Genomic DNA, 25,852 nt, shown 5'->3' with positions numbered 1-25,852 from the left:
TTCGTGACTAATATACAATTCGGTCACACGTTGTCAAACGCCTTTAGGACGCTTATCAAAATGACATGAACGATATCGCCCCCTCCCCGTCCGCCGCCGGCCAGCGCGGCCCCGCCGATCATTCGATCCGCGAGCAGATCGTCGCCGCCGCCGACGCGCATTTCAGCCATTATGGCTATGGCAAGACGACGGTGTCCGATCTCGCCAAGGTGATCGGATTCTCGAAGGCGTACATCTACAAATTCTTCGATTCGAAGCAGGCGATCGGCGAGGCGATCTGCACGCGATGCCTGACGAGCATCACCGATACCGTCGAGCGCGAGATTGCCGGCGCGAAGACCGCGACCGAAAAGTTCCGGATTTTATGCCGTACTGTCAGTAACTTGAGCCGGGAACTCTTCTTCAACGACCGCAAGATCTACGATATCGCGGTCTATTCGTGCGAGGAACGATGGCCCTCGTCCGAACATTATATCGAGCGGCTGGGCGACATGCTCGAACGCATCATCGTCGAGGGCCGCGAGAGCGGCGAGTTCGAGCGCAAGACCCCGCTCGACGAAACCCGCCGCGCGATCCTGGGGGTGATGAAGCCGTTCATCAACCCGCTGATGCTGCAGTACAATCTCGACGAGCTACCCGACGGCGTCACCGAAATGACCAGCCTCGTGCTGCGCAGCCTCGCGCCGTGACCAAAATTCATAACGGTATTGCATAGTGACGTATTGACAGATTAGTCACTAGTCGCCAATTGGCCATCGTCCGATTCCGGAGATGGCTCTCATGTCGAAATCCCTGCTCATCGCGTCCGCTTTGCTGGCGACCACTATCCTCTCCGGCTGCAGCCGCGGCGAGGCAGATCCCCGCACCGGGCCGCAATTCGTCCGCACCGCGATCGCCAGCCCGGCGGGCGAAGGCGAGCGCAGCTTTACCGGGATCGTCACCGCCCGCGTGCAGAGCGATCTCGGCTTCCGCGTGCCTGGCAAGATCGTCGCCCGTCTGGTCGACGCCGGCCAGACGGTGCGGCGCGGCCAGCCTTTGATGCGGATCGACCGCACCGATCTTGCGCTCGCCACCACCGCGCAGGCCGGATCGGTCGCATCCGCCAGGGCCCGCGCGCTCCAGACCTCCGCCGATGAGAAGCGCTATCGCGAACTGGTCTCGGCCGGCGCAGTCTCAGCTTCGGCCTATGATCAGGCCAAGGCCGCCGCCAACATGGCTCGCGCGCAATTGCGCGCGGCCGAGGCGCAGGCGCAGGTCGCCAGCAACGAAGCCGGTTACTCCGTGCTGCTCGCCGATGCCGACGGGGTCGTGGTCGAGACCTTGGGCGAGCCGGGGCAGGTCGTCAGCGCCGGCCAGACCGTCGTCCGCCTCGCCCATGCGGGCCCGCGCGAAGCGACGATCAGCCTGCCCGAGACGATCCGCCCCGCGATCGGGTCGACCGCGCGCGCTACCGTCTTCAATGCGGTCTCATCCGATCCGGCGCGGTTGCGTCAGCTTTCAGACGCCGCCGATCCGCAGACCCGCACCTATGACGCACGCTATGTCTTGCAAGGCTCCGCAGCGGCCGCACCGCTCGGAGCGACGGTCACGATCGCTTTGCCGCAAGCGTCCGGCCAATCGGCGATGCGCGTGCCCCTCGCCGCGATCTACGACAATGGCCACGGCCCCGGCGTCTGGGTAGTCACAGGCAATGTCGTAACTTGGCGCCCGGTCACGCTTGCCGGGATTGGCGAGGAAACCGCCACGATCCGCAGCGGCTTGCGCCCCGGCGAACAGTTCGTCGCGCTCGGCGCGCACATGCTTCATCAGGGTGAGCAGGTTCGCACCATTCCCGCACAGGCGATCCGGTTGTGAGCGGGTTCAACCTTTCAGCGCTCGCGGTCCGCGAACGCGCGGTCACTCTGTTCCTGATCATCGCGATTTCGGCCGCTGGGCTGTTCGCTTTCCTCAACCTAGGCCGCGCCGAAGATCCGAGCTTCACGATCAAGGCGATGACCTTTGTCACCGCCTGGCCCGGTGCGACGGCGCAGGAGATGCAGGATCAGGTCACCGAACCGCTCGAGAAACGGATGCAGGAATTGACCTGGTACGACCGGGCCGAGACCTTCACCCGCCCGGGTCTTTCCTTCACCACCGTCACGCTCAAGGATTCGACCCCGCCCGAAACCGTGCCCGAAGAATTCTACCAAGCGCGCAAGAAGCTGGGTGACGAGGCCGCCAAACTGCCGAGCGGCGTGATCGGCCCGCTGATCAACGACGAATATGGCGATGTCACCTTCGCGCTCTATGCGCTCAAGGCGCGCGGCGAGCCGCAAAGGCTGCTGGTGCGCGAGGCAGAGACGTTGCGGCAGCGCCTGCTCCATGTACCCGGCGTCAAGAAGGTCAACATCATCGGCGAGCGGCCCGAGCGGATCTTCGTCAACCTCTCCTATGAGCGCCTCGCCACGCTCGGCCTGTCGGCGCGCGACGTGTTCGCGGCGCTGTCGAACCAGAATCTCCTGACCCCGGCCGGATCGATCGATACGCACGGCCCGCAGGTCCAGATCCGCCTCGACGGCGCGCTCGACGATCTCCAGCGGATCGGCGACACCCCGCTCGTCAAGAATGGCCGCACGCTCAAGCTCTCCGACGTCGCCGATGTACGGCGCGGCTATGAGGATCCCGCCACCTTCATGATCCGCAACGAGGGCGAACCCGCGCTCGTGCTCGGGGTGGTGATGAAGGAGCGCTATAACGGGCTCCAGCTCGGCAAGGATCTCGACAAGGAATCGAAGGCGATCGCAGCCGAAATGCCGCTCGGCCTGAGCTTCACCAAGATCACCGATCAGGCGGTCAACATCCACGAAGCCTATGACGAGTTCATGCTCAAATTCTTCGTGGCGCTGGCGGTGGTCATCGCGGTCAGCCTGATCAGCCTCGGCTGGCGGGTCGGCATCGTCGTCGCCGCCGCCGTGCCGTTGACCTTGGCAGGCGTGTTCGTGATCATGCTGGCGACCGGACGCGATTTCGATCGCATCACGCTCGGCGCCCTCATCCTCGCACTCGGCCTGCTCGTCGACGACGCGATCATCGTCATCGAGACGATGGTGGTGAAGATGGAGGAAGGCCGCGACCGCATCTTCGCCTCGACCTGGGCGTGGAGCCACACCGCTGCGCCGATGCTCGCGGGGACGCTGGTCACCGCAATCGGGCTGATGCCGGTCGGCTTCGCCAAATCGACGGCGGGCGAATATGCCGGCAATATCTTCTGGGTGGTGATGTTCGCGCTTCTCACCTCGTGGGTCGTGGCGGTGGCGTTCACCCCCTATATCGGCGTCAAATTGCTGCCCGAAATCGCGAAGGTCGAAGGCGGGCATGAAGCGATCTATGGCACGCCGCGCTATCAGCGGCTGCGCGCTGGGATAGCGTGGACAATTGCCCGCAAGAAGATGGTCGTGATCGCGGTAGCGGGGCTGTTCCTGCTCGGCGTCGCCGGGATGGGTTTCGTCAAACAGCAATTCTTCCCGATCTCCGACCGCCCCGAAGTGCTGGTCGAGATCCAGATGCCCGAGGGCACCAGCATCGAGGCGACCAGCGCCGCGAGCGCCAAGGTCGAGGCGTGGCTGCGCAAACAACCCGAAGCGAAGTTGGTGACATCCTATATCGGCCAGGGCGCGCCGCGCTTCTTCCTCGCCATCTCGCCCGAGCTGCCCGATCCGTCCTTCGCCAAGATCGTGGTGCTGACGCCGAACGAGGCGACGCGCGAGGCGCTCAAGCGGCGCGTGCGCGAAGCCGCCGCGGCCGGGCTCGCACCTGAAGCGCGCATCCGCGCGACGCAGATCGTGTTCGGCCCTTACTCGCCCTTCCCGGTCGCGTTCCGCGTCACCGGCCCCGATCAGGACAAGGTCCGCGCGATCGCCGAACAGGTGCGTGGCGTGATGCTGGCCAATCCGTCGATGCGGCAGGTCAATACCGATTGGGGCGAGCGCGTGCCCACAGTCCATATCGCGCTCGATCAGGATCGGCTGCAGGCGATCGGGCTGACCTCGCACGACGCCTCCGAGCAGCTTCAGTTCCTGCTGACCGGCGCGCCGGTGACGCAGGTGCGCGAGGATATCCGCTCGGTCGAGATCGTCGCGCGCAGCGCCGGGCCCGACCGGCTCGATCCGGCCAAGCTCGGCGCCTTCACCCTCACCGGCGCCGCCGGCCAGCGCGTGCCGCTCGACCAACTCGGCCATACCGAGGTGCGGATGGAGGATCCGGTGCTGCGCCGGCGTGATCGCCTGCCGACGATGACCGTGCGCGGCGATGTCGCCGAAGGGCTGCAGCCGCCCGACGTCGCCAACCAGATCATCGGCGAGATCAAGCCGATCGTCGCCAGCCTGCCCGCCGGCTACCGGATCGAGACCGCCGGCGCGCTCGAGGAGGCCGGCAAGGCCAACAAGGCGCTCGCGGTGGTCTTCCCGGTGATGATCATCCTCATGATGGTGGTGATCATCTTCCAGGTGCGATCGATCGCGGCGATGATCATGGTCCTGCTGACCGCGCCGCTGGCGCTGGTGGGGGTGGTGCCGACCCTGCTGATCTTCCACCAGCCGTTCGGCTTCAACGCGATCCTCGGCCTGATCGGGCTGGCGGGCATCATCATGCGCAACACGTTGATCCTGATCGGCCAAATTCACACCAATCAGGCGGACGGGCTCGCACCATATGATGCCGTGGTGGAGGCGACGGTCCAGCGCGCTCGCCCGGTGATATTGACCGCGCTCGCGGCCGTGTTCGCCTTCATTCCCCTTACCTTCTCGGTCTTCTGGGGCTCGCTAGCCTTCACCCTGATCGGGGGGACGATCGGCGGGACGATACTGACCTTGGTGTTCCTGCCCGCCCTCTACGCGTTGTGGTTCCGCATCGGAGCAGCAAAGGCGGCCTAAGAAAAACCCTCTCCCCGAGGGGAGAGGGCCGTTTTCAGTTGGCGCCTGCACGCTTCGCGGCGGCGATCGCGGCTTCGGTCGTCGGGTTGCCGAGCGAGAGCTCGCGGCCGTCGGGGAAGCTGATTTCTGCAGCACTTGCGCGGGTGTCACCGTCGCGCGAGCGGAACGCCTGCACGATGATCTTCGTGCCGGCCGGCAGCGAGTTCCGGTTCCAGCCACGACGCAACAGCGCGCTCGGCGCGCCGCCCTCGACGCGCCACTCCGCCGTCTTGCCGGTCTTGGGATCGGGCGCCATGATGTGGATCCAGCTATGCGGATTGACCCACTCGAACTTCACGACCGTACCCTGCAGCTTGATCGGCTGGTTGGTGTCGAATTCGGCGGCGAACGAATGGTGGGCATAAGCCACCCCTGCGAAGCCCGCCATCAGGCCCGTTGCGACAAGGCCACCAAAGAGTTTGTTCATACGCACGGTCTCGCCACTCCTTACAATGCGTGGCCCTGTTGCGTTCGATGAGACTGACCAGCGCGATTTCCGGCATCGCATGCCATCGGTGAGACGTGGCTGAACGAAGCCGAAAGGAGCCATTCACCTTGCGTCGGCGAGCGGCTCATTTGCCCGCTGGTGCCGCCTCCAGTTTGGCATCGTAGGCGGCAATATCCGCCGGTACGGTCGGCAGGCTGCCATAGGGCAGATCCTTGTGGAGCGTCAGCGACCAGCGGGTCAGCCATTCGTCGCCGTCGGGCCCGGCATAATTGTCCGCGATCTTGTAGGCGGGGTCCTTCATCGCCTGTGCGAGCGTGACCGATTTCAGCCGCGCCTTTTTGAAGATCGCGGCAAGCTGATCGATACTGTCGGCATTGAGCCGGCTGGCGTGGAGCAGAAAGACGAAGGCCGGCTCGCGCCCCAGCAACTGCCTTGCCGCCAATTGATACCAGGGCACGATATGTGCGGTAAAATCGAGATAAGCCTGGCGGATATGCGTCGCCTTTGCGGTGTCACCGTGCGCGAGCGCATCGGAATATGGCTCGGCAAATTCCCAGTCCGAGTTTTCCATGGTCACGGGCGCCGTGCGATAGCCATGCGTCGCCAGCCAGCTTTCGAACGTGTGGCGGATCGCGAGCGTCGGGCCGGTTTCCAGATAAGGATAGCGATACCAGCTTTCCTTGCGTCCGCGTTCGGCCAGCAATTGTTTCGTCACCGTCTCGCCCTTGGCGACGTCGGCGATATAGGCCTCGACCGGCGTATGCGTGAGCGACAGGTGCGAATAACTGTGGTTGCCGAGATCGAGCCCGGCATCGAGCCATTGGCGCAACAGCGCGATCCGCGCCTCGCGATCGCGCGCATCCAGCTGGATCTCGTTGACGAAGCCGATGGCACGCCAGTGATTGCGCTTGATCCCCGCGAGCAATTTGGTCGTGACCTCTTGGCCTTCGGCGGCGGTCTTGTAGGGGCCGAAGACCGGCAGATCGTCGAAGGTCAGCGCGACGGTGCCGGCCTGCACCGGCGCAGCGATACACAACCCTGCGAATGCAGCGATCCCAGCAAGATAGAACCGTACGCGACGAGACACTGACACGCATTCCCCCTTCGATACGAACGGTGAGGCCGATCCCCATCAGCGTCGATCCCGGACGAAGCGCGATGGTGCGCATGCAACCATGAGCGACGGCTGAACGGACGTCTCGCCGCATCGCCCGGCGCGGGGGCGACGCTGCGGCCTACGCGGCGATCGCCCTGTCCGTCTCCGCGCCTGGCCCGCCCGCAAAGGTTGTGATTTTGCATATCGCGCTTGAGGGAACAGGACGCCCGCGAGACGATTGTCCGGCCTATGACAGCCCCGCTCCTGAAATTGCATGACGGGCTTCGCCGCCGCTACATCGACCTGATAGGATCGATCTACATCTACAACGAGCATCGCGGTTATACCGCTATCGATCGCGTGCTCGATGTCGTCCGGGCGCGCTTTCCTCACGATGGGGCATTGGCTGCTGCGATCGAACGGCACCGCGCCGACGAACGAAAGCATTATGTGATGTTCCGGCGCTGGTTCGAACTGCGCGGGATCATGCCGTTCGCCGTCGATCGAACGTGCGGACATATCGATCGCTTCGTCGAGATCCTGTTCCGGTCGACGATCGACGGCCTCGACACGCAGGCGCTGATCGAGCGCGACGATCTTTTCGAAAAGCTGTGCCGGGTCATCTCGCTGACCGAGCGACGGGGCTATCGCCAGGTCGAAATCCTGCTCCGCCATCCGGTGATCCGCGGCGACCCCGTCCTGATGAAGATCTTTCGCATCATCGAACGCGACGAACCCAGCCACTGGGCCCCCTATGACGGCTGGCTGCGCGCCAACGGCAAGCGCAACGATACATGGTGGGAACGCGCCATCGATCGCTTCATCCATTCGGAACTGCTGTTCCTGAAGCTGCCCATATTATTCCTGTCGCCCAGGTTGCGGCGGCGCACCGATTGGGCCGATGCGCACGACCAGCCGGAGATGTCGTCCAATTTATCGTCCGCATGCGCGGCGGCTTGCTGAATGCCGAACGAGGTCCGTGCAATCGATGCCGCATCTTCGCTCGCTCCGGTCCCCGGCCTGATCCGCAGGCTGGCATCGCGCCGCACCGGCGCGATGCTCGTGCGGAACACCGTCGTCAGTTGCGGCACCTTCCTGTTCGATCTGGTGCTGCTGTGGGCGCTGGTCCGCTATGCCGGCGTCGGCAAGGTAGCGGCCGCCGCGATCGGCTTCGTCGCCGCCAACACGGTTCATTACGTGCTGGGCCGCAGCTGGATCTTTCGCGGAACCGAGCGCGGGCTCGCGGCGGGCTATGTCTATTTCCTGATCAACGCCACGATCGGCCTGGTCGTGACGATCACGCTCTATGCGGCGTTCCTGCGCTTTACCCCGATCAACTATCTGGTCGCGCGCGTGATCGTGTCGGTCTTTGCGGGGCTTGCTGTCTTCGCGTTGAACGCCGTCCTGAATTTCCGGCGGGTCTGACGTCGATGCGGATCGCGCTCTTTTCGGGCAATTACAATTATCTGCGCGAGGGTGCGAACCAGGCGCTGAATAGACTCGTCCGATATCTGGAAGAGAAATCGGGCCATGACGTGCGCGTCTATTCGCCGGTGACCGATACGCCCGCCTTCGAACCTGCGGGCACACTCGTCCCCGTGCCGTCGGTGCAATTGCCGTTCCGACGCGAATTCCAGCTAGCGCTCGGCATCCCCGCCGCAATCCGTTATGATCTCGACCGGTTCGCGCCCGATATCGTTCATGTCTCGACGCCCGATATTCTCGACGTGCGCGCGCAGCATTACGCGCGGCGGCGCGGCATCCCGATCGTTGCCAGCATGCACACCCATTTCGAGACCTATCTCGATTATTACCGGCTCGGCTGGGCGCGGCCATTGATCGAAGCACATCTCCGCGCTTTCTATCGCCGCAGCGATCATGTGCTCGCGCCCACGCCCGGTCTCGTCGCGGATATGAAGCGGACGCGCGGCGACGACCGCGCCAGCCTGTGGAGCCGCGGGGTCGATCGGGACATGTTCGCCCCCGAGAGACGCGATCCAGCCTGGCGCCGCGCCCAGGGCATAGCGGACGGCGAGATCGCGCTGCTGTTCTTCGGCCGGCTCGTGCTGGAGAAAGGCGCCAATGTCTTTGCGCAAGTCATAAGCGCGCTGCAGGGCGCCGGTTTGCCGGTGCGTCCGCTGATCGTGGGGGCCGGCCCGGCGGAGAGCCTGTTTCGGGCGCTGCCGGGCGCCGTATTGACGGGCCATGTCCAGGGAGAAATGCTCGCCCGTGCCGTCGCCAGCGCCGATATCCTGCTGACACCGAGCACGACCGAGACCTTCGGCAACGTCGTGCTGGAAGCGATGGCGTGCGGCATCCCCGTGGTCAGCGCCGACGCGCCAAGCGCGCGTGCTCTGGTACGGGACGGGGTGGAAGGTCTGCTCCGCCCTCCGCTCGAAATTTCCGCCTACGCGGAAGCGATCCGTGGGCTCATCGCCGATCCGCAGCGCCGCCGGACCATGGGCCGGGCCGCGCGCGCTGCCAGCGCCGGTTATAGTTGGGACGCCGCATCGGAAAGCGTTGCCGAAACCTATCGGCGGCTGCGGCGCCCCGCCGCGTGATCGCCCGGATGCGCAAAGCCGGGTGACGCTGCCGACGCTTTGCGGCATGGAGGCGGCACCGACATTGCGGGGAGCTCCATGCCGATCGAATCCAAGCCCTTCACCGTCCTGGTTACCGGCGGCGCCGGCTATATCGGCAGCCATGCCGTGCTGTCCTTGCGGGACGCAGGCTGGCCGGTGGCGGTGATCGACAATCTGACGACCGGCTTTAGCTGGGCCATCCCCGATGACGTCGCCTTGATCGAGGGCGATGTGTCCGACATGGCGCTGGTCGGGCGCACGCTTGCCGAGCACAATATCGGCGCGGTCATGCATTTCGCCGGATCGATCGTGGTGCCGGAATCGGTGGTCGATCCGCTCAAATATTATCGCAATAACACCGCCGCCAGCCGCGCCTTGATCGAGGCGGTGGTGCAGGCCGGGGTGAAGCATTTCATCTTCTCCTCGACCGCCGCGACCTATGGCATTCCCGAGGAAGTGCCGCTGCGCGAGACCGCCCCGACCCGGCCGATCAATCCCTACGGCATGTCGAAGCTGATGACCGAATATATGCTGCGCGATGTCGTGGCGGCGCACCCGCTGAACTTCTGCGCGCTGCGTTATTTCAATGTCGCCGGCGCCGATCCGCAGGGCCGTTCGGGCCAGTCGACCGCGGGCGCCACCCACCTGATCAAGATCGCGGTCGAGGCGGCGACCGGCAAGCGTGGCCATGTCGGCGTGTTCGGCACCGATTACGACACGCCTGACGGCACCGGCGTGCGCGATTATATCCATGTCAGCGATCTCGCCGATGCGCACGTCCATGCGCTCGAATATCTGATCGCCAACCCGGCCGAGAGCCTGATCATGAATTGCGGCTATGGGCAGGGCTATTCGGTGCTGGAGGTGCTGGACGCGGTCGATCGCGTCACCAACATGACGATCGAACGCCGCATCGAGCCCCGCCGGGCAGGCGACCCCGATCTGTTGGTTGCCGACAACAGCAAGATCCTGGCAACGCTGCCGTGGCGGCCGAAGCGCAACGATCTGCCGCAGATCATCGGCGATGCGCTGGCATGGGAACGGATCCTGGCCGAACGGCAGAGGTGATCCGAGTTTACTTCGGGCGCGGAGAAGACTTCCAGCGGGCGCGGCTTCGATAGCCTCCCAGACCCAGCACGCACGACGCGTTGCGGCACAAGCGGGCGGAGCGTCCTCGCAATGATCCGCCCCTGCCCCCAGGGTTGCGCGCCGAACGGCATTTCGCCTATCCCCCGCCCCGCCCCGGGAAGGTTCATTGCCGACAGTCTCGATCCTGATCCCCACCTACAATGGCGCCCGGCATATCGAGGCGGCGATCGCTTCGGTCCTGTCGCAGCAGGGTGTCGATTTCGAGATCATCGTCGCCGACGATCATAGCCGCGACAATACGGCCGACATCGTCGCGGCAGTGGCCGATCCGCGGATCCGGCTGGTGCGCAATGCTGCCAATCTGGGTGCGGAGGCGAACTGGAACGCTGCGCTGGCGCTGGCGACGGGCACCTACGTCAAGCTGCTGCCGCAGGACGATCTCATCCTCCCCGGCGCACTGGCCAGACAGGTCGCGGTGCTGGAGGCAGATCGCGATAGCGCGATCGCACTGGCGTTCAGCGCACGCATCATACTCGACACGCATGGCAAACGCTTGATGACGCGTGGCTATGGCCCAAACGCAAGCGGCCGCATTCCCGCCGCCACGCTCGCGCGTGCCTGCGTGCGCAGGGGCACCAACGTCATCGGCGAACCCGGTGCGGTCCTGTTCCGGCGCGCTCTCGCCGAACGGATCGGCGGATTCGATGCGCGCCAGCCCTATGTCGTCGATCTCGATTACTGGCTGCGGCTGCTGGCGCATGGCGATGCGTGGTATAGCGCCGATCCCGTCTCGGCCTTTCGCGTTTCCAGCGGATCGTGGAGCGTGCGGATCGGCGCCAGCCAGGCGCGCCAATATGGTGCCTTCCTCGATCGTATGGGACGGGCCGGGCTGGTACCGACGACACGCCGGGATGTCGCCATCGGCAAATTGAATGCGCTGGCCAGCAATCTGGCGCGGCTTATCTTCTACAAGGTCGTCGCGCGATGACGCGCTCGTCGCGCCTCGGCGCCCGGATCGGAGCGAGCCGGCCCCTGCGCTTCCTGATCTTCGGCGGGATCAACACGCTGGTCGGCTATGCGCTATACTTCGCGCTGGTTTCGGCAGGCATGGTCTTCTGGCTGGCCAATTTCGTCTGCCTGATTTTCGGCGTCTGCTTCAATTTCCACCTGCAGAGCCGTTACGTCTTCCACGATCATGACTGGCGCCGGTTCGCGCGCTTCTTCGCAGGCTGGTTCTGCATCTACCTGGTCCAGATCGCCTGCATCGCGCTGCTGATGACCTATGGGCTGACCCCGCTCGTGGCGGGGCTGATCGTCTTGCCGGGGGCCACGATCATATCTTACCTGGTTCAAAAGCTGCTGGTGTTCCGAACCGGCAGGGAGAAATCCGCATGATCCGCCTCGCCATTGTCGTGCCCTGCTACAATGAGGAGAAGGCGCTGCCGGTAACGGTCCGCCGGCTGGGCCAGCTTCTCGCGGATCTGGCGGGGGCCGGTAAGATTGCGGCAACGAGCGGCGTCTGGCTCATCGACGACGGCAGCGCGGATGGCACCTGGACGCTGATCCGCGAGACGGCAGGCAAGGATCCGCGCTTCCACGGGGTCAAACTGTCGCGCAACCGCGGGCACCAGAATGCCCTGCTCGCCGGGCTCGATGCGGCCGAGGGCGATGCCATCGTCACGATCGACGCCGATCTGCAGGACGATACGTCGGTGATCGAGAAGATGGTCGATCTCAACGCCGCCGGGATCGATATCGTCTACGGCGTCCGCCGGTCACGTACCGCCGACAGCGCGTTCAAGCGCGCCACCGCCGAATCCTATTACCGCATCCTCGGCTTCATGGGCGTTCAGATCGTCTTCAACCACGCCGATTACCGGCTGATGAGCCGCCGCGCGATCGCGGCGCTCGAAAGGTTCACCGAAGTCAATCTGTTCCTGCGCGGGATCGTGCCGCAGCTCGGCTTCGCCACCGCCACCGTGGCCTACGATCGCCACGAGCGGACGGCGGGCGAAAGCAAATATCCGGTTCGCCGGATGATCTCGCTCGCAATCGACGGCATCACTTCGTTCAGCGTGGTACCGCTGCGCATGATCGCGGCGGTCGGCATCATGGTCTGCCTGTTCAGCGTCGCCGCGATCTCGTGGGTGTTATACGGGAAGATCTTCCGCGGCGATGTGCTGCCCGGTTGGGCATCGTCGGTGATCCCCATCTATCTGCTCGGCGGGGTGCAGCTCTTCTCGATCGGGGTGATCGGAGAATATGTCGGCAAGATCTATCTCGAGACCAAGCGCCGCCCGCGCTTCTTCATCGAGGAGCGCGCCGACGGTGCCGAAGATCAGGCCGGCTTGGACGCCAGCAGGCAGAATTCGTTGTAGATGAAGAGCTTGCCCGCGCTGCGCGGAAAGGGGAAGCTGAACCACGGCTCGGGTTGCAACCCGAGCCGGGTTGCCAGCGCCGTCAGCGCGGCGCCATCGATGAAGCGCACATGGGTCGGGTCAGAAGCGTAGCCGACTTCCTGTGGGCAGATCATGAAGACGCGGCCGCCGGGTTTCAAATACGGCAGATAGCTGCCTAACACCCAGGCGCACGCATCCGCATCGAGATGTTCGAGCACATGGCTGATCAGGATGCCGTCGAACGCCTCGTGCTTTCGTAGCGGGCTCATGGTCCACTCCGCCACGGTCAGCGCCTTGAAACCGCGATCGCACGCGATCCGCACGGCGAGTTCGTTATGATCGACCCCGACCGATCCGCGCCCGAGCGTGGCGAGGTTGCGGCCGACGCCGCAGCCGATCTCGAGCGTCCTCCCAAGTTTCTGGCGGCGGATATTCCATTGATAGGGCGCCTGGACCGGAAGCAGTTTTTTCCACCAGGCCTGCTGTCGCGACTGCAGGCGGCGGGCATAGTCGTCGATCGCGGTATTGCCCGCCATGGCACGCTGCGCATCGATCATGACGACCCCCATAACCGCTGATTCTTGGCATATCGTTACCGGCGGCACCTGGAACAAACCCTGCGTGCTCCGCGCTGATGCCGTCATGCAGGCACGCACGCAGGAGAGGCTGGTCGGCAGCGTCGGCACGACGATCGTCGTGACCGGGCTCGGCTGCCTGTTGCTCTTCGGCATGCGGGTAGACCAGCGTTTCCGCGAGCAGCAGCCAGCGACCCTGCTGTCGCTCAAGCTCGCGCCGCCGCCACCGCCGCCGCCCAGAACGCGATCCGAGGCGCCGAAAGCGAACAAGGCATCAAGCCGAGCCTCGCCGCGCAATCTGAAGAACAAGGCGGCCGAGATCGTCAAACCGCCTCCGCCAGTTCTGCCGACGCCGCCGGTGGTGATGACGGCCCCCAAAGTCGCGCTCGGCATGGCGCCATCGGCGGGTGCGTCCGATCGGCCCGGACCGGGCCAGGGCGCGGGCGGCGTTGGCGACGGCACCGGCGGCGGGGGGAATGGCGACGGCGATGGCGACGATACGCCGCCGCGCCTCAAGAAGGGCAAGCTCAAATTCTCAGATCTGCCGCCCGAGCTGCGCCAGGGGCAAATCGGCGGCACGGTAGGCGTGCGCTATGATGTCGATACGAAGGGGAGGGTCAGCAATTGCGTTGCCACGGAATCGAGCGGCAATGCCGAGCTCGATCGCGCGACCTGCCGACTGATCGAAGAGCATTTTCGCTACGATCCGTCACGCGATGCGGATCATCGCCCGGTTCCGTCGAGCATCGTGGAAAACCATACCTGGGTAGTGACACCTGAGCCCGGCGAGGCCGATCGGCGGTAGGAGGATCGTCATCCCCGCAAGGCGGCACCCACAGCAATGCTCTGTAGGGGCCGCGCGGGGATGACGCTATTATAGCCGAACCTCAGCAGCCGTTACGGTGACGCGTATGCTGCTTGTCGAGATGGCGCCCAAGCAGCGCGCCGCCGACGCCACCCGCAACCGTGCCGAGCGTACCACCGCCCAGGCCATTGCCGATCAGCGCACCGCCGACGCCGCCCGCAATCGTGCCGACCGCGCCATTGCCACCGCTGCAGCGATGATAATTGCCGCCATTGCCGCGGTAGGCGCGATGATGGCGGTACCAGGATGCGCTGTGCGCGCTGGCGGCTTCGGGAACGACGGCCGAACCGGTCATGAGAACCGCAAGCGCGGCCAATGCGATTTTTTTGCTCATGCGAATTTCCTTTTGTGACGCAGCCGTAACTCGCGACCCGCCGGCTTTGTTGCGTGGAGTTGATCGAGATCAGCGGCTGGGGCACCTGCAATGCTATGGCAGCGGCGCGCATTGTAACCTTCCCGTCATCACGTTGGATCAGGGCGATCCGGATGAAAATGCTCGGCCCGATCCTCACTGCTTTGCTGGCGCCATCGGCCCACGCTGCCGACCCAACGCTGCCCGACTGGCTTGCCATCCACGCGCAGGGCACCTTCACCTTGCAGGGCACGCCCGGTTTTCGTGATCCATATCAAGGACCTAACAGCCTGACGCCGAACCAGCGGAAGGAGACGATCGACGCGACGCTCTATCTCGGCGTGGCGCCGTGGCATGGCGCCGAAATCTGGATCAATCCCGAGGTCGATCAAGGGTTCGGCCTTTCGAATACGTTGGGTGCGGCCGGTTTCCCCAGTGCCGAAGCTTACAAGGTTGGCAAAAAACATCCTTACGTCCGCATTCAGCGCCTCTTGTTGCGGCAGACGATCGATCTGGGCGGCGAAACCGCCAAGGTCGATGGCGCGGCAAACCAGTTCGCTACCACCCAGATGGCCGATCGCCTTGTCCTGACGATCGGCAAATTCGGCGTCGGCGACGTGTTCGACACCAACAAATATGCACATGATCCGCGCAGCGATTTCCTCAACTGGACGGCTGTCGACGCCGGCAGCTTCGATTATGCCGCCGACGCGTGGGGCTATAGTTCGGGCATGACGGCCGAATATTACAAAGGCGCGTGGACCGCGCGCGTCGGCCTGTTCAACCTGTCGAAGATCCCCAACGGCGAAACGCTGGAGCGCGGCTTCAACCAGTTTCAGGTCGATGGCGAGATCGAACATCGCCACAAGATCGGTGGCCGCGATGGCGCGATCCGGCTGACCGCCTTCTTCAACCGCGGCAGGTTTGGCCGCTTCGACAATGCGCTGGCGCTTGCCGCCGCTACCCATGACGCACCTGACACCGCGCTCGTGCGCGCCCGCCGTTCGCGCATCGGTGCCAGCCTCAATGTCGAGCAGGCACTGACCGATACGATCGGGTTGTTCGTGCGCGCCGGACTGAGTGATGGCGCGATCGAGCCTTACGATTTTACCGACGTCGATCGCACCGTCTCGGCCGGCCTGTCGATCAAGGGCGCGGGCTGGGGCCGGGCGGCCGACACGATCGGGCTGGCGGCCATCGTCAACGATATCAGCCGCGCGCATCGGGATTATCTGGCCGCGGGGGGATCGGCGTGCTGGTCGGCGACGGCCAGTTGCCCCATGCCGCGCCGGAGGCGATCGGCGAGGCTTATTATCAGTGGCAGGTGGCCAAGCCGCTCGCCCTGGCGCTCGACTATCAGATCATCGGCAATCCGGCTTACAATCGCGATCGCGGCCCGATCAGCGTGTTCGGCATGCGTCTCCACGCGGCATTTTAATCCTCCCCCCGCAAGAGGCGGGCAGGAAACGGATCAGCAGACGACCCGGGTATCAATATGCACGCAGCGTTGGACCATACGCCGTTCCCACAGCGATGCTCCGGCCCGGGCCGGCGCGGGATCGGCCGCTACGGGCTGACCCGCAACAGCAACCTGCTGCGCTTTGATGCCACCCGAAACCACGTAAGCGGCAGCCGCCACAACCGCCAGCGACGGGACGGCAACCCCGTCGCTGGCAGGCGCCGCTGCGGAAGCAGGGGCAGCAGCGGAAGCCAGGGCAAGAAGGATGATGCGAACCATCATGAAACCCCAAACAGGGATGCCGCGGCGTTTGCCAAACCGGCGATCCCGATCACATGCGCATATAATAGATGAATGCCACGGCGTGCGCGCGTTCGGGAAAATACGGAAGGGGCATTTGCGGCGCACTCCTCTCCCCGAGAAAAGGCCGAGCGATTCCGGCGCGTCGCGGGTATCGGGAGGTTCAGAACAATTCGATCGAAGCGATCATCGCGTTCGAAAGGTATCAATTTCAGGCAGGTTTGCTGTGCTGGGCGGACGTTTGACCATCGATCCGGGCGGCCAGATCCTCAATGGCTCGCGATACATGCACGGCAATCGCAAGCTCATTGTCTTCCATCAAGAGATCGTCGGCCTTACGCAACAGAGCGAGACACTCTTCCATCTTCGCCAGATTCACGACCTATCCCCGATATATCAATATACGCCACACCCCCGCTTGGCCCAATGCATTTGGCCCTATCGCAGATGAGTAAGACGGCATATGAACAATCGGTCCAAAATCGTTGTTTCCGCTTTAATCCTACAAGCTTAACCATCTAAATGACGGCTACAAATATAGAATTGTTTACCTACGTATTATTACGTATACGGCGGGATGCGCATTCTAACTCGCATTGATCAAGGCGAATACGCGGCATCGCCTTCTTTCACCTTGCAAGAGCATAGGCACCTTTAACAGATGATCGTCGCGGCGCCGCGTGACGCCAGTCCACCCGGCATTGCTTGGTCCGAACGACCTAGGACTGCAGCTGAGGGCCCGATACGGCATCGTCATCGGCCGCGACGGCCGGCTCCTTTTCCGCAGGCAGGATCGAGGTGGCCACGGGCTGTTCGGCTGCCCCGGCAATCGTGGCAGGCATCGCGTCGTCGGGCCGGAGCGGTGCAGCGCGATGGCGGACGTAGCTCGCTACATGCGTCACCGGCATCTCGTCATATTCGGGCTTCCAGCTTCGATCGTCGAGCACGCCGGGCACGGCGTAACCGGCATCGGCCGGACGCGACGCGTCGAAATCGGCACGGACGATCCGCGTATCGGCCGGTGCCGCAATCCGTGTCGCGGATACCGCCATCGACCGATCGAGCACGATGCCGCCTAGGGGCAGGAGAAGCGCCGCAACCGCCACAAGATAGGCCGTTTTTTGCATGCGCTCGAAACGCCGGCGCGCTGCGATTGTTCATTGATTGGCAAGATTCAACTTAGTCCGGGTCCGCATATTCCTGACGGATGCGAAGGCCATTCATCCGAACGGCTGGTCGATTGCCATCGGCGGCGCCGTGAAGAATTTGGGGCCCGCCTCGGTCATCCGCCAGCAATCCTCCAGCCGCACCCCGAACTTCTCCGGCAGATAAAGCCCGGGCTCATCCGAGAAGCACATGCCGGGCGCCAGCGCCGTCGTCTCGCCATGCACCAGATTGACCGGTTCGTGCCCATCCATGCCGATGCCGTGCCCCGTGCGATGCGACAGACCGGGCAGGCGATAACCGGGGCCGTAGCCGAGCCTGGTATAATAAGCGCGCACGGCATCATCGACTGCGCCCGCCGGCAGGCCGACTTTGGCGCTCCGGACTGCAACATGCTGCCCTTCGGCCACCTGATCGAACACGCGCCGCACATCGTCGGGCGCGCGGCCCGGGACGAAGGTGCGTGATATGTCCGACGTGTAACCATGGACCTTGCAACCGCAGTCCATCAACACGACTTCGCCCTCGCGGACGGTCTGCGGCTTGTGGCTGCCATGCGGGTAAGCGGCGGCCTCGCCCAGCAGGATCAAGGCGTCGACATCGCTCCCGCCCAGTTTCCCGGTCGCAGCGGTGACCAGCGCAGCGACCTGATCCCGCGTCATCCCCTCCTTCACCCGACCCCAGGTCCATTTCATCGCCGCGAGCGTGACGTCGTTGGCGATCTGCAACAACGCGATCTCGGCGGGGGTCTTGATCAGACGGCAGCCGCGCACCACCGGATTGGCCGAGACCAGCCGGGCGTGCGGCAGATGCTGCGCAAGCCCGTCGCTGCCGAAGAAACGCACCGTCTCCTCGATCCCGATCGTGCCACTCGCCAGCCCGCGCTCGCGCAGTGCACCGGCAATCAGCGCGGTCGGGCTCTCATCCTCCTGCCACACGCGCACGTCCGCCGGTACGACGAGCGATTCCCGCACCGACGGCTCCTCGAAGAACGGCGTGACGACCAGAGGCGCGCCCCTGGCGGGGAGCACGAAAGCGGTCAGCCGTTCGCTGCGCCACCATTCGATCCCGCTGAAATAGACCATCGACGATCCAGGCTCGATCAGGATCGCGTCGATCTTGTTGGCGTGCATCAACCGCTGCGCGCGCTCGATCCGGGCGAGGCGTTCGGCGCGATCGATCGGCCTGGCATGGCCGGTCATGGGCACGAGATCGCTCGTGTCGATTTCCGCGGCCAGCAGCCGTGCCGGCAGCATGGCCGTGCCTGCCAGCACCGCACCGCCCGCGATCAGGTGCCGCCGGTTTATCATTGGACCGGATTGTTCAGACGCCCGATCCCCTCGATCTCGATCACCACCTCGTCCCCCGCCTTGAGGAAGCGCGGCGGCTTGAATCCCGCGCCAACGCCGGCCGGTGTGCCGGTGGCGATGATGTCGCCGGGATAGAGGGTGATGCCCGCCGACAGCGTCTCGATGATCGTCGGGATGTCGAAGATCAGGTCGCTCGTATTCGCCTTCTGGCGCTGCTCGCCGTTGACCCAAAGCGCGACATCGATCGCCTTCGCGTCGAGCGCTTCGGCGGTGACGATCCACGGCCCCATCGGACAAAAGCTATCCAGCGACTTCCCGATCAGCCATTGTGTGTGGCGCCGCTGCAGATCGCGTGCGGTCACGTCGTTGAGGATGGTGTATCCAAAGATATGGCCCCAAGCGTCCGCCGCCTTGATTCCCCGGCCTTGCGTGCCGATGACCACCGCAAGTTCGGCCTCGTAATCGATCGCCTCGCTGACGCCGGTCGGAATGCGGATCGCGTCGCCCGGCGCGATCACCGTTTGCGGTACTTTGGAGAAGAGGATCGGATATTCGGGCGGCGCCTCCGCCCCCACCCGCATCTCGGCGATATGATCGCGGTAATTCTTGCCGACGCAGAAGATGTTGCGTCGGGGCAGCGGGATGGGAGCAAGCAGAGCGACCTCGTCCAGCGGGACGCCTGGGCCATCGGCGGCCGGGGCCTCGCCGCTGTCGATCAGCTCGAGCATCGATCGACCCGGCAGCGGCCAGGCGCGGCCGGCCGCGGGATCGACGATCGCAGCGCATTCCACCCCTTCGTGACGGATCGTTGCGAGCTTCATCATCGTCTCCTTTCGCCACCGCCTACTCCCCGGCGGAGCGATCGGGCAAGAGAGCGGCACGGATGAGCGGCGATCCCCTGATCGGCCGGTTACGGCCCTCCAAACCGAATTCGCAGCCGTGGCTGTGGGGGCTAGCGGTCATGATCGTGGCGGCGCCTGCCACGATCGCAATCGTCGCGACGATCGAGGCTCGCCGGATCGAAGCCGAGACCGCGCGACAGGTGAGCGAGGCGCCCTCGCCCGCCGCCGGCGAAGCCGAGGCACGCACCATCGCCCGGGCATTCGCGCAGCCGCGCCTTGCAAGCACATTGGCGGATCTGGCGCGCCATCTGCCGTCCGCGACGCCGCTGGCCGAGGCGGGGCGCAACCGCGACGGCGCGCTTCGCATCGCACTCGACGCCGCCGATCCGGACGAATTGCGGGCCTTGCTCGCCGCCGACGCGTGGTTCGAGGATTTCCGCGAGCGAGGACAGGCGGAGCGCGTCGAGGGACGCATTCGCGTGACGCTGGTCGAGAACCAGGAATGAAACGGATCGTCCTGACCGCGCCGGCGGCGATCATGCTTTGCATCTGGGCCTGGCACGCGATCGGCCGCCTCGGCGAGGCGCGCCGGGCGCAGGCGGCGGCGCGGGGCGCCTCGCAGGTGGTGGCGGTGACCGCTGCGCTGCGTCTCCCGGCCACCACCGCCGCCGAGGCCCAGCCGCTGCTCGCGAAACAGCTCGGCGACGCCGCGTCCGCGACAGGGGTGCGGCTGTCGCTATCCCCGCTCGCATCGCGGCTCGATGGGCTCGTCTCGGTTCGAATCGAGGCACACGGCCCCGAAGACCGGCTGCGCGCCTTCGCCGAGGCCGCCGAATCCGCGACATCGCCGCTCCGTTTCGTCACCTGGTCGATCGCGGCCGACGGTGCCGGCGCCTTGCAGTTGAAAGCCGAAGCGGCCGCACCATGGCGCGCCGCTACGGCCGGCGCGACTTTGCTGGAACAGGCCGACCCCGCCCCGCAAGCGCCGGCGCGCACCCTGTTCGCTGTCGATGCGCCGCAGGATGCACGTCCCGTCGCCAATGCGCTGCCCGAACTGATCGGCATTGCCGGCCGGTTGCCGCACGATGCGGTCGCGCTGGTACGCCTGCCCGGCGGGGCGACCCGCAATCTGCGCATCGGCGAGACGGCCGGCGGCTGGCGCCTTACCACGATCGCCGCCGACCGCGCTCGGTTCGCGCGCGGTGCCGATCAACGCGAGGTCGTATTGCCGCCGCGCGAATAGCCCGTCCGATTGGCTGAAACGCTGGGCAGAAGCGGCGTGGTAGGCCCGTCCCCGTTCCGGGGAGATTTACTTATTCCGCAAACACTTCACGGATCGCTGCCGCAATCTCACCCGCATGCGTCTCGAGCGCGAAGTGCCCGGTATCGAGCAGTCTGACCTGGGCATCGGGAATATCACGTCGGTATGCCTCGGCGCCGGCAGGCAGGAAGAAGGGGTCATTCGCACCCCAGATTGCCAGCAACCTGGGACGGTGCTCGCGAAACCACGCCTGAAAAGCCGGGTATAACGCAACGTTAGACGCGTAATCCCGGAAAAGATCGAGCTGGATCTCGTCGATCCCCGGCCGCTGCGTGTAGAAGATGTCGAGTGCGCTGCCGTCGGGCGAGACCGTGCCCGGATCGGCGACTCCATGCTCATATTGGAAGCGTATTCCCTCCGGAGACAGCATGGCGCGCTGCGCTTCGCGATTGGCCTCGCTCGGATCGCGCCAATAAGCGCGCAGCGCATCCCAGCCCTGGCTCAGCCCCTCCTCGTAAGCGTTTCCGTTCTGCGAGATGATCCCGGCGATCCGCCCCGGCTGCGCCAGCGCCAGGCGGAAGCCCACCGGCGCACCATAATCGAACACGTAGAGCGCATAATGGTTGAGCCCGATCACATCGGTGAAGCGGCCGATGACCTCCGCCAGATGATCGAATGTGTTGTGCCGCGGCCGCCCCGACCGGCCGAAGCCCGGCAGATCGGGCGCGACGATGTGGAAGCGATCGGCCAGTAGCGGGATCAGATCGCGGAACATGTGGCTCGACGTCGGAAAGCCGTGCAGCAACAGCAGAGTCGGGTTCGACGGATCACCCGCCTCGCGATAGAAGATCTCGATCCCGTCGATATCGACGGTGCGGAAGGCTTGCTTGGTCATGTCGGGCTCTCCGTTGCAAATTAGCGAGTGGTCTGCGCAGCGCGCAGCGCTGCATTCTCGGCTTCGAGTTCGGCCAGGCGCCGGCGCAGCGGCAGCACCGCCTCGGCGATCTCGGTCTCGGTGAAGCGCGGGGTGATGTGCTGCGGGCAGTTCCAGTCGAACGCTTCCAGCCGCAGCACGAAGATCCGTTCGGGCTTGCCCTTGTAGGCAGGATCGGCGACCTTCTCCGCCAGCGCCGGATCGCTATCGAGCGCGACGATGCTAGCATGGGCGAAGATCTTGAGACGCGCGCGCGCGGTATAATCCATCAGGATCAGGCTGACGCGATCGTCGGCGCCGAGATTGCCCGTGCTGATATATTGGCGATTGCCGCGATAGTCGGCGAAGGCGAGCGTGCGATCGTCGATCAGCTTGAGGAAGCCGCGCGGGCCGCCGCGATGCTGGACATAGGGCCAACCGCTTTCGGACACCGTCGCCATGTAAAAACTGTCGCGAGCGGCGATGAAGGCAGCCTCGTTTTCGCCGAAGCGATCGAAGCTGCGGTTGCCGCGGAAACCGGCCCAGAAATCCGCGCTGCCCATCGCTGCCTGAACGGCCGCGACGCTCGGCGTCGTTGCGATATCGAGAAACCCGTAAGCCATGTTCGTCTCCATCCGTCGGAGACGATTTGCGCTTCTCATATCGAAAGCATAATATCCCGATTTCGGAAATCATCCTTCCATTTTTCGGAAAAGCGAATGGATCGCCTCGAAGCCATGTCGATCCTGCTGACGGTGGTCGAGCAGGGCAGCCTTTCGGCCGCCGGGCGCGCACTCAAGGTGCCGGTGCCGACCGTCAGCCGCAAGATCGGCGAGCTCGAAAGTCTGATCGGCGCCAAACTGCTGATCCGCACCACGCGCAGCCTGATCCTGACCGAGGCGGGCAAAGCCTATGTCGCAGCCGCGCGGCGCATCCTCGACCAGGTCGACGAGGCCGAGCGCACCGCTGCTGGCGAATTCCTAATTCCCAAGGGCGAACTGGTGGTAACCGCGCCTTTGATGTTCGGGCGGCTCCACGTGCTACCGATCGTCGCCGATTTCCTGGCCCGCCAGCCTGCGATCGACGTCCGTCTGCTGCTCGCCGATCGCAACATCCATATCGTCGACGACCATGTCGACATGGCGGTACGGATCGGCAGCCTGCCCGACAGCAGCCTCGTGGCGACGCGGGTGGGGTCGATGCGCACGGTGATCTGTGCAAGCCCGGCCTTGCTGGCTGCGCGTGGCGAGCCGGCGACGCCCGCCGATCTGGCCGCATTTCCGATCGTCGCGGTCGATACGCCGGCGCCCTTTCCCAGCTGGACCGTGCGCATTGCCGGCAGCGGCGCGCTGTACGAGATCGCGACCCGGCCGCGGCTGACGGTCACGACCGCGGATGCGGCCTTGGAGGCCGCCATGCGCGGGGTCGGCGTGGTTCGCTTGCTGCATTATCAGGTAGCGGATGCCGTCGCGCAGGGGCGGCTGAAAATCCTGTTCACGGACTATGAGCGCGAGCCGAGCCCGGTCCATCTGGTCCATGCCCCCGCCGAGCATATGCCACTCAAGATGCGGCGATTCCTCGACTTCGCCGCGCCAAGGCTGCGGCAGGGATTGGCAGCCCTCTAAGATCCTCCCGGGGGAGGATCGCCCCCTTTCAACAAAACTGCCACATGAATGTCACCGGACTGTCGCGCGCCGACCTTAGAGCCGCCGCACGGGAAAACATCACAGCATAGTGAGCCCCGTGGAGGGGTGACGCGGGCCGGCATGGTTACGCGAGCCCCTTTTTGCGCATCCGGAATCATAAAGGGCTGAACTTTCATGAATTTGGCAAATTTGGGTCGGCGCCCGACAGGGCTTGCCGCGGCTTTGCTCCTGTCGACCAGCCTGCTCGCAAGCGGCGCTTATGCGGAGGATGCCGCCGCGCCGGCGACCGACGCCGACGCCGCCAGCCAGAGCCAGATCAACGACGTCGTCGTCTATGCGCGCAAGCGCGCCGAGAATGTCCAGACCGTGCCGATCCCGGTGACGGTGATCACCCCGGTCGAGCTGACCCGCCAGAACCTCGTCAACTTCACCGATTTCCAGGCCAAGTTTCCGGCCTTCTCGGTCTATCTGACCAATCCGAAGCAGCTCAACCTGGGCGTGCGCGGCATCGGCAATAACGGCTTCAACACCGACGGCATCGACGGCTCGGTCGGCATCTTCGTCGATGGCGTCTATACCGGCCGCCAGGGCATGGTCTCGACCGACTTCAACGATCTCGCCCAGGTCGAATTGCTGCGCGGGCCGCAGGGCACCCTGTTCGGCAAGAACACCACTGCCGGTGCGGTGATCATCAACACGCTGAAGCCAACCTTCGCTTTCGAGGGCAATGCCGAGGCGACCGGTGGCAACCAGGGCTTCCACCAGTTCAAGGCGAGCATCAGCGGCCCGATCATCGCCGACAAGCTCGCCGCGCGCATCTCGGGCTATTACAGCAAGACCGACGGCAATTATCTCAATCTCTACAACGGCAATTACCAGAATGCCCGCCAGGGCCAGGGCGTGCGCGCGCAATTGCTGGCGACGCCGACCGAGAACATCACGATCCGCCTGATCGGCACCTACAACCATCAGGGCTTCCCGACGATCTCGCCGGTGATCCTCTCGGTCTACAATCCCGCCGCGCTACAGGCGCGCATGACCACCGCCGGCTACACCTTGCTGACCAGCAACGCGAAGGATCGCTTCGTCAATATCGACGCGGCACTCAACGCCACCACCGACAGCCGCTCGGGCAGCGGCGAGATCGACTGGGACCTGGGCAATAAGGGCGCGATCACCTCGATCACTGCCTACGAACGCTGGAAGTGCTTCACCAACAACGACAATGACTACACCCAGCTCAATGCGCTGCAGGATTACGGCTCGTGCAACGACGAGCACCAATTCTCGCAGGAGCTGCGCTGGGCGACGGTGAAGGATCAGCCGATCGAGGCGACGCTCGGCGGCTTCCTCTCGCGCCAGCGGCTGCAGGTCGATTCACGCCTGCGCTTCGGCAACCAATATTATATCTGGGCGGCCAATCCCTCGGCCACGGCCTTCCCGACGCTCGGCGGCAAGACCTGGGCGCAGGGCGCCTATGCCAATCAGGTCGCCGGCGTCGGCTTCCGCTCGCAGGCGGTGTTCCACACCGACACCGAAGCCCTGTTCGGCAACGTCACCTGGCATCCGGATGCCGCGCGCCGCCTGGCCTTCGATATCGGGCTGCGCGAGACGTGGGAGCGCCGTTCGGAATTGTATAACGGCAGCGTCGTCTCCAACACCGCCAACCTCACCCAGACGCAGATCAATGCGCTCTCGCCGAGCGGCGCCAACGCGCAGCTCGGCCATGTCGACGAATTGCTTAAGGACAGTTCGCTTTCGGGCGAAGCGGGGGTGAGCTACAAGGTCACTCCAGCTGTTATGCTCTACGCAAAGTTCGCGCGTGGCTATAAGTCGAAGGGCTTCAACCTGCTGCCCGAGAACAGCACCAACCCCGATCCGAGCGTGGCATCGGCAGTGGCGTTCGGCGCGACCCAGGCGATCAAGGGTGAGACCGCCGACAATTTCGAGGGCGGCATCAAGAGCGAGTGGTTCAACCACCACCTCCTTCTCAACCTCACCGCCTTCCACACCAAGGTGAAGAATTACCAGGCCAACGAGTTGGTCGGCGTCGGCAACACCGCGCTGAAATTCCTCGCCAATGTCGGCTCGCTCACCTCGGACGGGGTCGAGCTCGAGGGCGAGGCGTGGCTGGCGACCGGACTGCACGCGAAGGGCTATGTCAGCTACGATCATGCTTATTATTCTTCGTTCCACAATTCGACCTGCCCGGCGACGACGACCGCGACCTCGTGCGACCTGACCGGCCGGCAGGTGGCGTGGGCGCCGAAATGGACCGCCGACATGACGGTCGACTACAGCCGTGAGCTTACGCCGGGCGTGACCGGCTACGGGCTGGTCGATGTGAATTGGCGCACCAGCCAGAATACCACGATCACGCTCGATCCGACCGCCGAGATCGGCGCTTATGCGTTGGTGAACGCGCGTGCCGGCGTGCAATTGCTGCACAATCAAGTGGACGTGCAGGCTTGGGTCGAGAACCTCTTCAACAAGAGCTATTTCATCAACCTGCTCGGCCTGACCAAGTCGACCGGGCTGGTCCAGGGCTATCCCGGCAACCCGCGCACCTTCGGCGGCACGGTGAAGGTCCATTTCTGAAACT

General features: G+C 64.6%; 26 protein-coding genes and 1 pseudogene. 17 read left to right on the top strand and 10 right to left on the bottom strand.

Going from position 1 to position 25,852, the window contains the following annotated elements:
• The first annotated feature begins 65 nt into the window (after window positions 1–65).
• The 3 genes from AB4Z44_RS23050 (at window position 66) to AB4Z44_RS23040 (ending at window position 4,910) form a co-directional block, all read left to right on the top strand.
• Window positions 66–689, top strand: a complete 624-nt coding sequence (locus AB4Z44_RS23050; protein WP_404711984.1) for a TetR/AcrR family transcriptional regulator — start codon at window positions 66–68, stop codon at window positions 687–689.
• 91 nt (window positions 690–780) lie between these two features.
• Window positions 781–1,854 carry an efflux RND transporter periplasmic adaptor subunit gene (locus AB4Z44_RS23045; RefSeq protein ID WP_404711983.1) on the top strand — a complete coding sequence of 358 codons (1,074 nt, stop codon included), beginning with the start codon at window positions 781–783 and terminating at the stop codon, window positions 1,852–1,854.
• A complete protein-coding gene (locus AB4Z44_RS23040) occupies window positions 1,851–4,910 on the top strand; it encodes an efflux RND transporter permease subunit (RefSeq protein ID WP_404711982.1) in 3,060 nt (1,019 codons plus the stop codon). Before AB4Z44_RS23045 ends, AB4Z44_RS23040 begins: the two co-directional genes overlap by 4 nt.
• Window positions 4,911–4,944: 34 nt before the next feature.
• Here AB4Z44_RS23040 and AB4Z44_RS23035 read toward each other — a convergent pair whose 3' ends face one another.
• Window positions 4,945–5,376, bottom strand: coding sequence for a DUF6152 family protein (locus tag AB4Z44_RS23035; protein WP_404711981.1), 432 nt, complete (start codon window positions 5,374–5,376; stop codon window positions 4,945–4,947).
• A 145-nt stretch (window positions 5,377–5,521) separates the two neighbouring features.
• Window positions 5,522–6,490, bottom strand: a complete 969-nt coding sequence (locus tag AB4Z44_RS23030; RefSeq protein ID WP_404711980.1) for a polysaccharide deacetylase family protein — start codon at window positions 6,488–6,490, stop codon at window positions 5,522–5,524.
• A gap of 252 nt (window positions 6,491–6,742) precedes the next feature.
• Here AB4Z44_RS23030 and AB4Z44_RS23025 point away from each other — a divergent pair, with 252 nt between their 5' ends.
• The 7 genes from AB4Z44_RS23025 to AB4Z44_RS22995 all read left to right on the top strand — a co-directional run bounded on the left by AB4Z44_RS23025 (window position 6,743) and on the right by AB4Z44_RS22995 (window position 12,542).
• Window positions 6,743–7,456: a ferritin-like domain-containing protein gene (locus tag AB4Z44_RS23025; RefSeq protein ID WP_404711979.1), complete on the top strand. Its 714-nt coding sequence runs from the start codon at window positions 6,743–6,745 to the stop codon at window positions 7,454–7,456.
• Window positions 7,457–7,918 carry a GtrA family protein gene (locus AB4Z44_RS23020; RefSeq protein WP_404711978.1) on the top strand — a complete coding sequence of 154 codons (462 nt, stop codon included), beginning with the start codon at window positions 7,457–7,459 and terminating at the stop codon, window positions 7,916–7,918. It abuts the gene before it with no gap.
• A 5-nt stretch (window positions 7,919–7,923) separates the two neighbouring features.
• Window positions 7,924–9,054, top strand: a complete 1,131-nt coding sequence (locus AB4Z44_RS23015) for a glycosyltransferase family 4 protein (RefSeq protein ID WP_404711977.1) — start codon at window positions 7,924–7,926, stop codon at window positions 9,052–9,054.
• A 78-nt stretch (window positions 9,055–9,132) separates the two neighbouring features.
• Window positions 9,133–10,143, top strand: coding sequence for a UDP-glucose 4-epimerase GalE (gene galE, locus AB4Z44_RS23010; RefSeq protein ID WP_404711976.1), 1,011 nt, complete (start codon window positions 9,133–9,135; stop codon window positions 10,141–10,143).
• Between the two features lie 187 nt (window positions 10,144–10,330).
• Entirely contained in the window at window positions 10,331–11,152 is an 822-nt protein-coding gene (locus AB4Z44_RS23005) for a glycosyltransferase family 2 protein (RefSeq protein ID WP_404711975.1), read from the top strand.
• Window positions 11,149–11,559, top strand: coding sequence for a GtrA family protein (locus AB4Z44_RS23000; protein WP_404711974.1), 411 nt, complete (start codon window positions 11,149–11,151; stop codon window positions 11,557–11,559). Before AB4Z44_RS23005 ends, AB4Z44_RS23000 begins: the two co-directional genes overlap by 4 nt.
• Complete coding sequence (locus tag AB4Z44_RS22995) at window positions 11,556–12,542, top strand: glycosyltransferase family 2 protein (RefSeq protein WP_404711973.1); 987 nt, start codon at window positions 11,556–11,558, stop codon at window positions 12,540–12,542. Before AB4Z44_RS23000 ends, AB4Z44_RS22995 begins: the two co-directional genes overlap by 4 nt.
• Here AB4Z44_RS22995 and AB4Z44_RS22990 read toward each other — a convergent pair.
• Window positions 12,503–13,120: a class I SAM-dependent methyltransferase gene (locus tag AB4Z44_RS22990; protein ID WP_404711972.1), complete on the bottom strand. Its 618-nt coding sequence runs from the start codon at window positions 13,118–13,120 to the stop codon at window positions 12,503–12,505. The genes AB4Z44_RS22995 and AB4Z44_RS22990 overlap by 40 nt on opposite strands.
• Before the next feature lie 64 nt (window positions 13,121–13,184).
• Between AB4Z44_RS22990 and AB4Z44_RS22985 the strand changes: the two genes are divergently transcribed.
• Window positions 13,185–13,943, top strand: a complete 759-nt coding sequence (locus AB4Z44_RS22985; RefSeq protein ID WP_404711971.1) for an energy transducer TonB — start codon at window positions 13,185–13,187, stop codon at window positions 13,941–13,943.
• An 82-nt stretch (window positions 13,944–14,025) separates the two neighbouring features.
• Here the strand turns inward: AB4Z44_RS22985 and AB4Z44_RS22980 are convergent, their stop codons facing one another.
• Complete coding sequence (locus AB4Z44_RS22980; RefSeq protein WP_404711970.1) at window positions 14,026–14,337, bottom strand: hypothetical protein; 312 nt, start codon at window positions 14,335–14,337, stop codon at window positions 14,026–14,028.
• Between the two features lie 95 nt (window positions 14,338–14,432).
• Between AB4Z44_RS22980 and AB4Z44_RS22975 the strand changes: the two are divergent.
• Both AB4Z44_RS22975 and AB4Z44_RS22970 read left to right on the top strand, forming a co-directional pair.
• Window positions 14,433–15,539: pseudogene (locus AB4Z44_RS22975) on the top strand (carbohydrate porin); the annotation flags it as partial.
• 68 nt (window positions 15,540–15,607) lie between these two features.
• Window positions 15,608–15,793: a carbohydrate porin gene (locus tag AB4Z44_RS22970; protein ID WP_404714314.1), complete on the top strand. Its 186-nt coding sequence runs from the start codon at window positions 15,608–15,610 to the stop codon at window positions 15,791–15,793.
• A gap of 532 nt (window positions 15,794–16,325) precedes the next feature.
• Here AB4Z44_RS22970 and AB4Z44_RS22965 read toward each other — a convergent pair.
• From AB4Z44_RS22965 to AB4Z44_RS22950, 4 genes are all read right to left on the bottom strand, one after another.
• Window positions 16,326–16,493: a hypothetical protein gene (locus AB4Z44_RS22965; protein WP_404711969.1), complete on the bottom strand. Its 168-nt coding sequence runs from the start codon at window positions 16,491–16,493 to the stop codon at window positions 16,326–16,328.
• A gap of 340 nt (window positions 16,494–16,833) precedes the next feature.
• Window positions 16,834–17,181, bottom strand: a complete 348-nt coding sequence (locus AB4Z44_RS22960) for a hypothetical protein (RefSeq protein ID WP_404711968.1) — start codon at window positions 17,179–17,181, stop codon at window positions 16,834–16,836.
• 153 nt (window positions 17,182–17,334) lie between these two features.
• The gene (locus AB4Z44_RS22955; protein WP_404711967.1) at window positions 17,335–18,588 is read right to left on the bottom strand and encodes a M24 family metallopeptidase; all 1,254 of its coding nucleotides are present in this window, start codon (window positions 18,586–18,588) and stop codon (window positions 17,335–17,337) included.
• Complete coding sequence (locus AB4Z44_RS22950; protein WP_404711966.1) at window positions 18,585–19,412, bottom strand: fumarylacetoacetate hydrolase family protein; 828 nt, start codon at window positions 19,410–19,412, stop codon at window positions 18,585–18,587. Before AB4Z44_RS22950 ends, AB4Z44_RS22955 begins: the two co-directional genes overlap by 4 nt.
• 59 nt (window positions 19,413–19,471) lie before the next feature.
• Between AB4Z44_RS22950 and AB4Z44_RS22945 the strand changes: the two genes are divergently transcribed.
• Both AB4Z44_RS22945 and AB4Z44_RS22940 read left to right on the top strand, forming a co-directional pair.
• Window positions 19,472–19,936 (top strand): hypothetical protein, encoded by a 465-nt coding sequence (locus AB4Z44_RS22945; RefSeq protein ID WP_404711965.1) that lies wholly within the window; start codon window positions 19,472–19,474, stop codon window positions 19,934–19,936.
• Window positions 19,933–20,673, top strand: coding sequence for a hypothetical protein (locus tag AB4Z44_RS22940; RefSeq protein WP_404711964.1), 741 nt, complete (start codon window positions 19,933–19,935; stop codon window positions 20,671–20,673). Before AB4Z44_RS22945 ends, AB4Z44_RS22940 begins: the two co-directional genes overlap by 4 nt.
• A gap of 70 nt (window positions 20,674–20,743) precedes the next feature.
• Here AB4Z44_RS22940 and AB4Z44_RS22935 read toward each other — a convergent pair whose 3' ends face one another.
• Both AB4Z44_RS22935 and AB4Z44_RS22930 read right to left on the bottom strand, forming a co-directional pair.
• Complete coding sequence (locus AB4Z44_RS22935; protein ID WP_404711963.1) at window positions 20,744–21,586, bottom strand: alpha/beta fold hydrolase; 843 nt, start codon at window positions 21,584–21,586, stop codon at window positions 20,744–20,746.
• Between the two features lie 20 nt (window positions 21,587–21,606).
• Window positions 21,607–22,227 (bottom strand): pyridoxamine 5'-phosphate oxidase family protein, encoded by a 621-nt coding sequence (locus AB4Z44_RS22930; protein ID WP_404711962.1) that lies wholly within the window; start codon window positions 22,225–22,227, stop codon window positions 21,607–21,609.
• A 96-nt stretch (window positions 22,228–22,323) separates the two neighbouring features.
• Here AB4Z44_RS22930 and AB4Z44_RS22925 point away from each other — a divergent pair, with 96 nt between their 5' ends.
• Both AB4Z44_RS22925 and AB4Z44_RS22920 read left to right on the top strand, forming a co-directional pair.
• Window positions 22,324–23,229 (top strand): LysR substrate-binding domain-containing protein, encoded by a 906-nt coding sequence (locus AB4Z44_RS22925; RefSeq protein ID WP_404711961.1) that lies wholly within the window; start codon window positions 22,324–22,326, stop codon window positions 23,227–23,229.
• Between the two features lie 195 nt (window positions 23,230–23,424).
• Window positions 23,425–25,848, top strand: coding sequence for a TonB-dependent receptor (locus tag AB4Z44_RS22920; RefSeq protein WP_404711960.1), 2,424 nt, complete (start codon window positions 23,425–23,427; stop codon window positions 25,846–25,848).
• Window positions 25,849–25,852: the final 4 nt, after the last annotated feature.

It is taken from the genome of Sphingomonas sp. MMS24-J13, from assembly GCF_044905095.1.
Lineage (GTDB): Bacteria > Pseudomonadota > Alphaproteobacteria > Sphingomonadales > Sphingomonadaceae > Sphingomonas_I.
The sequence above is the reverse complement of the archived record's forward strand: the minus strand, read 5'-3'. Positions and strand labels throughout refer to the sequence as shown.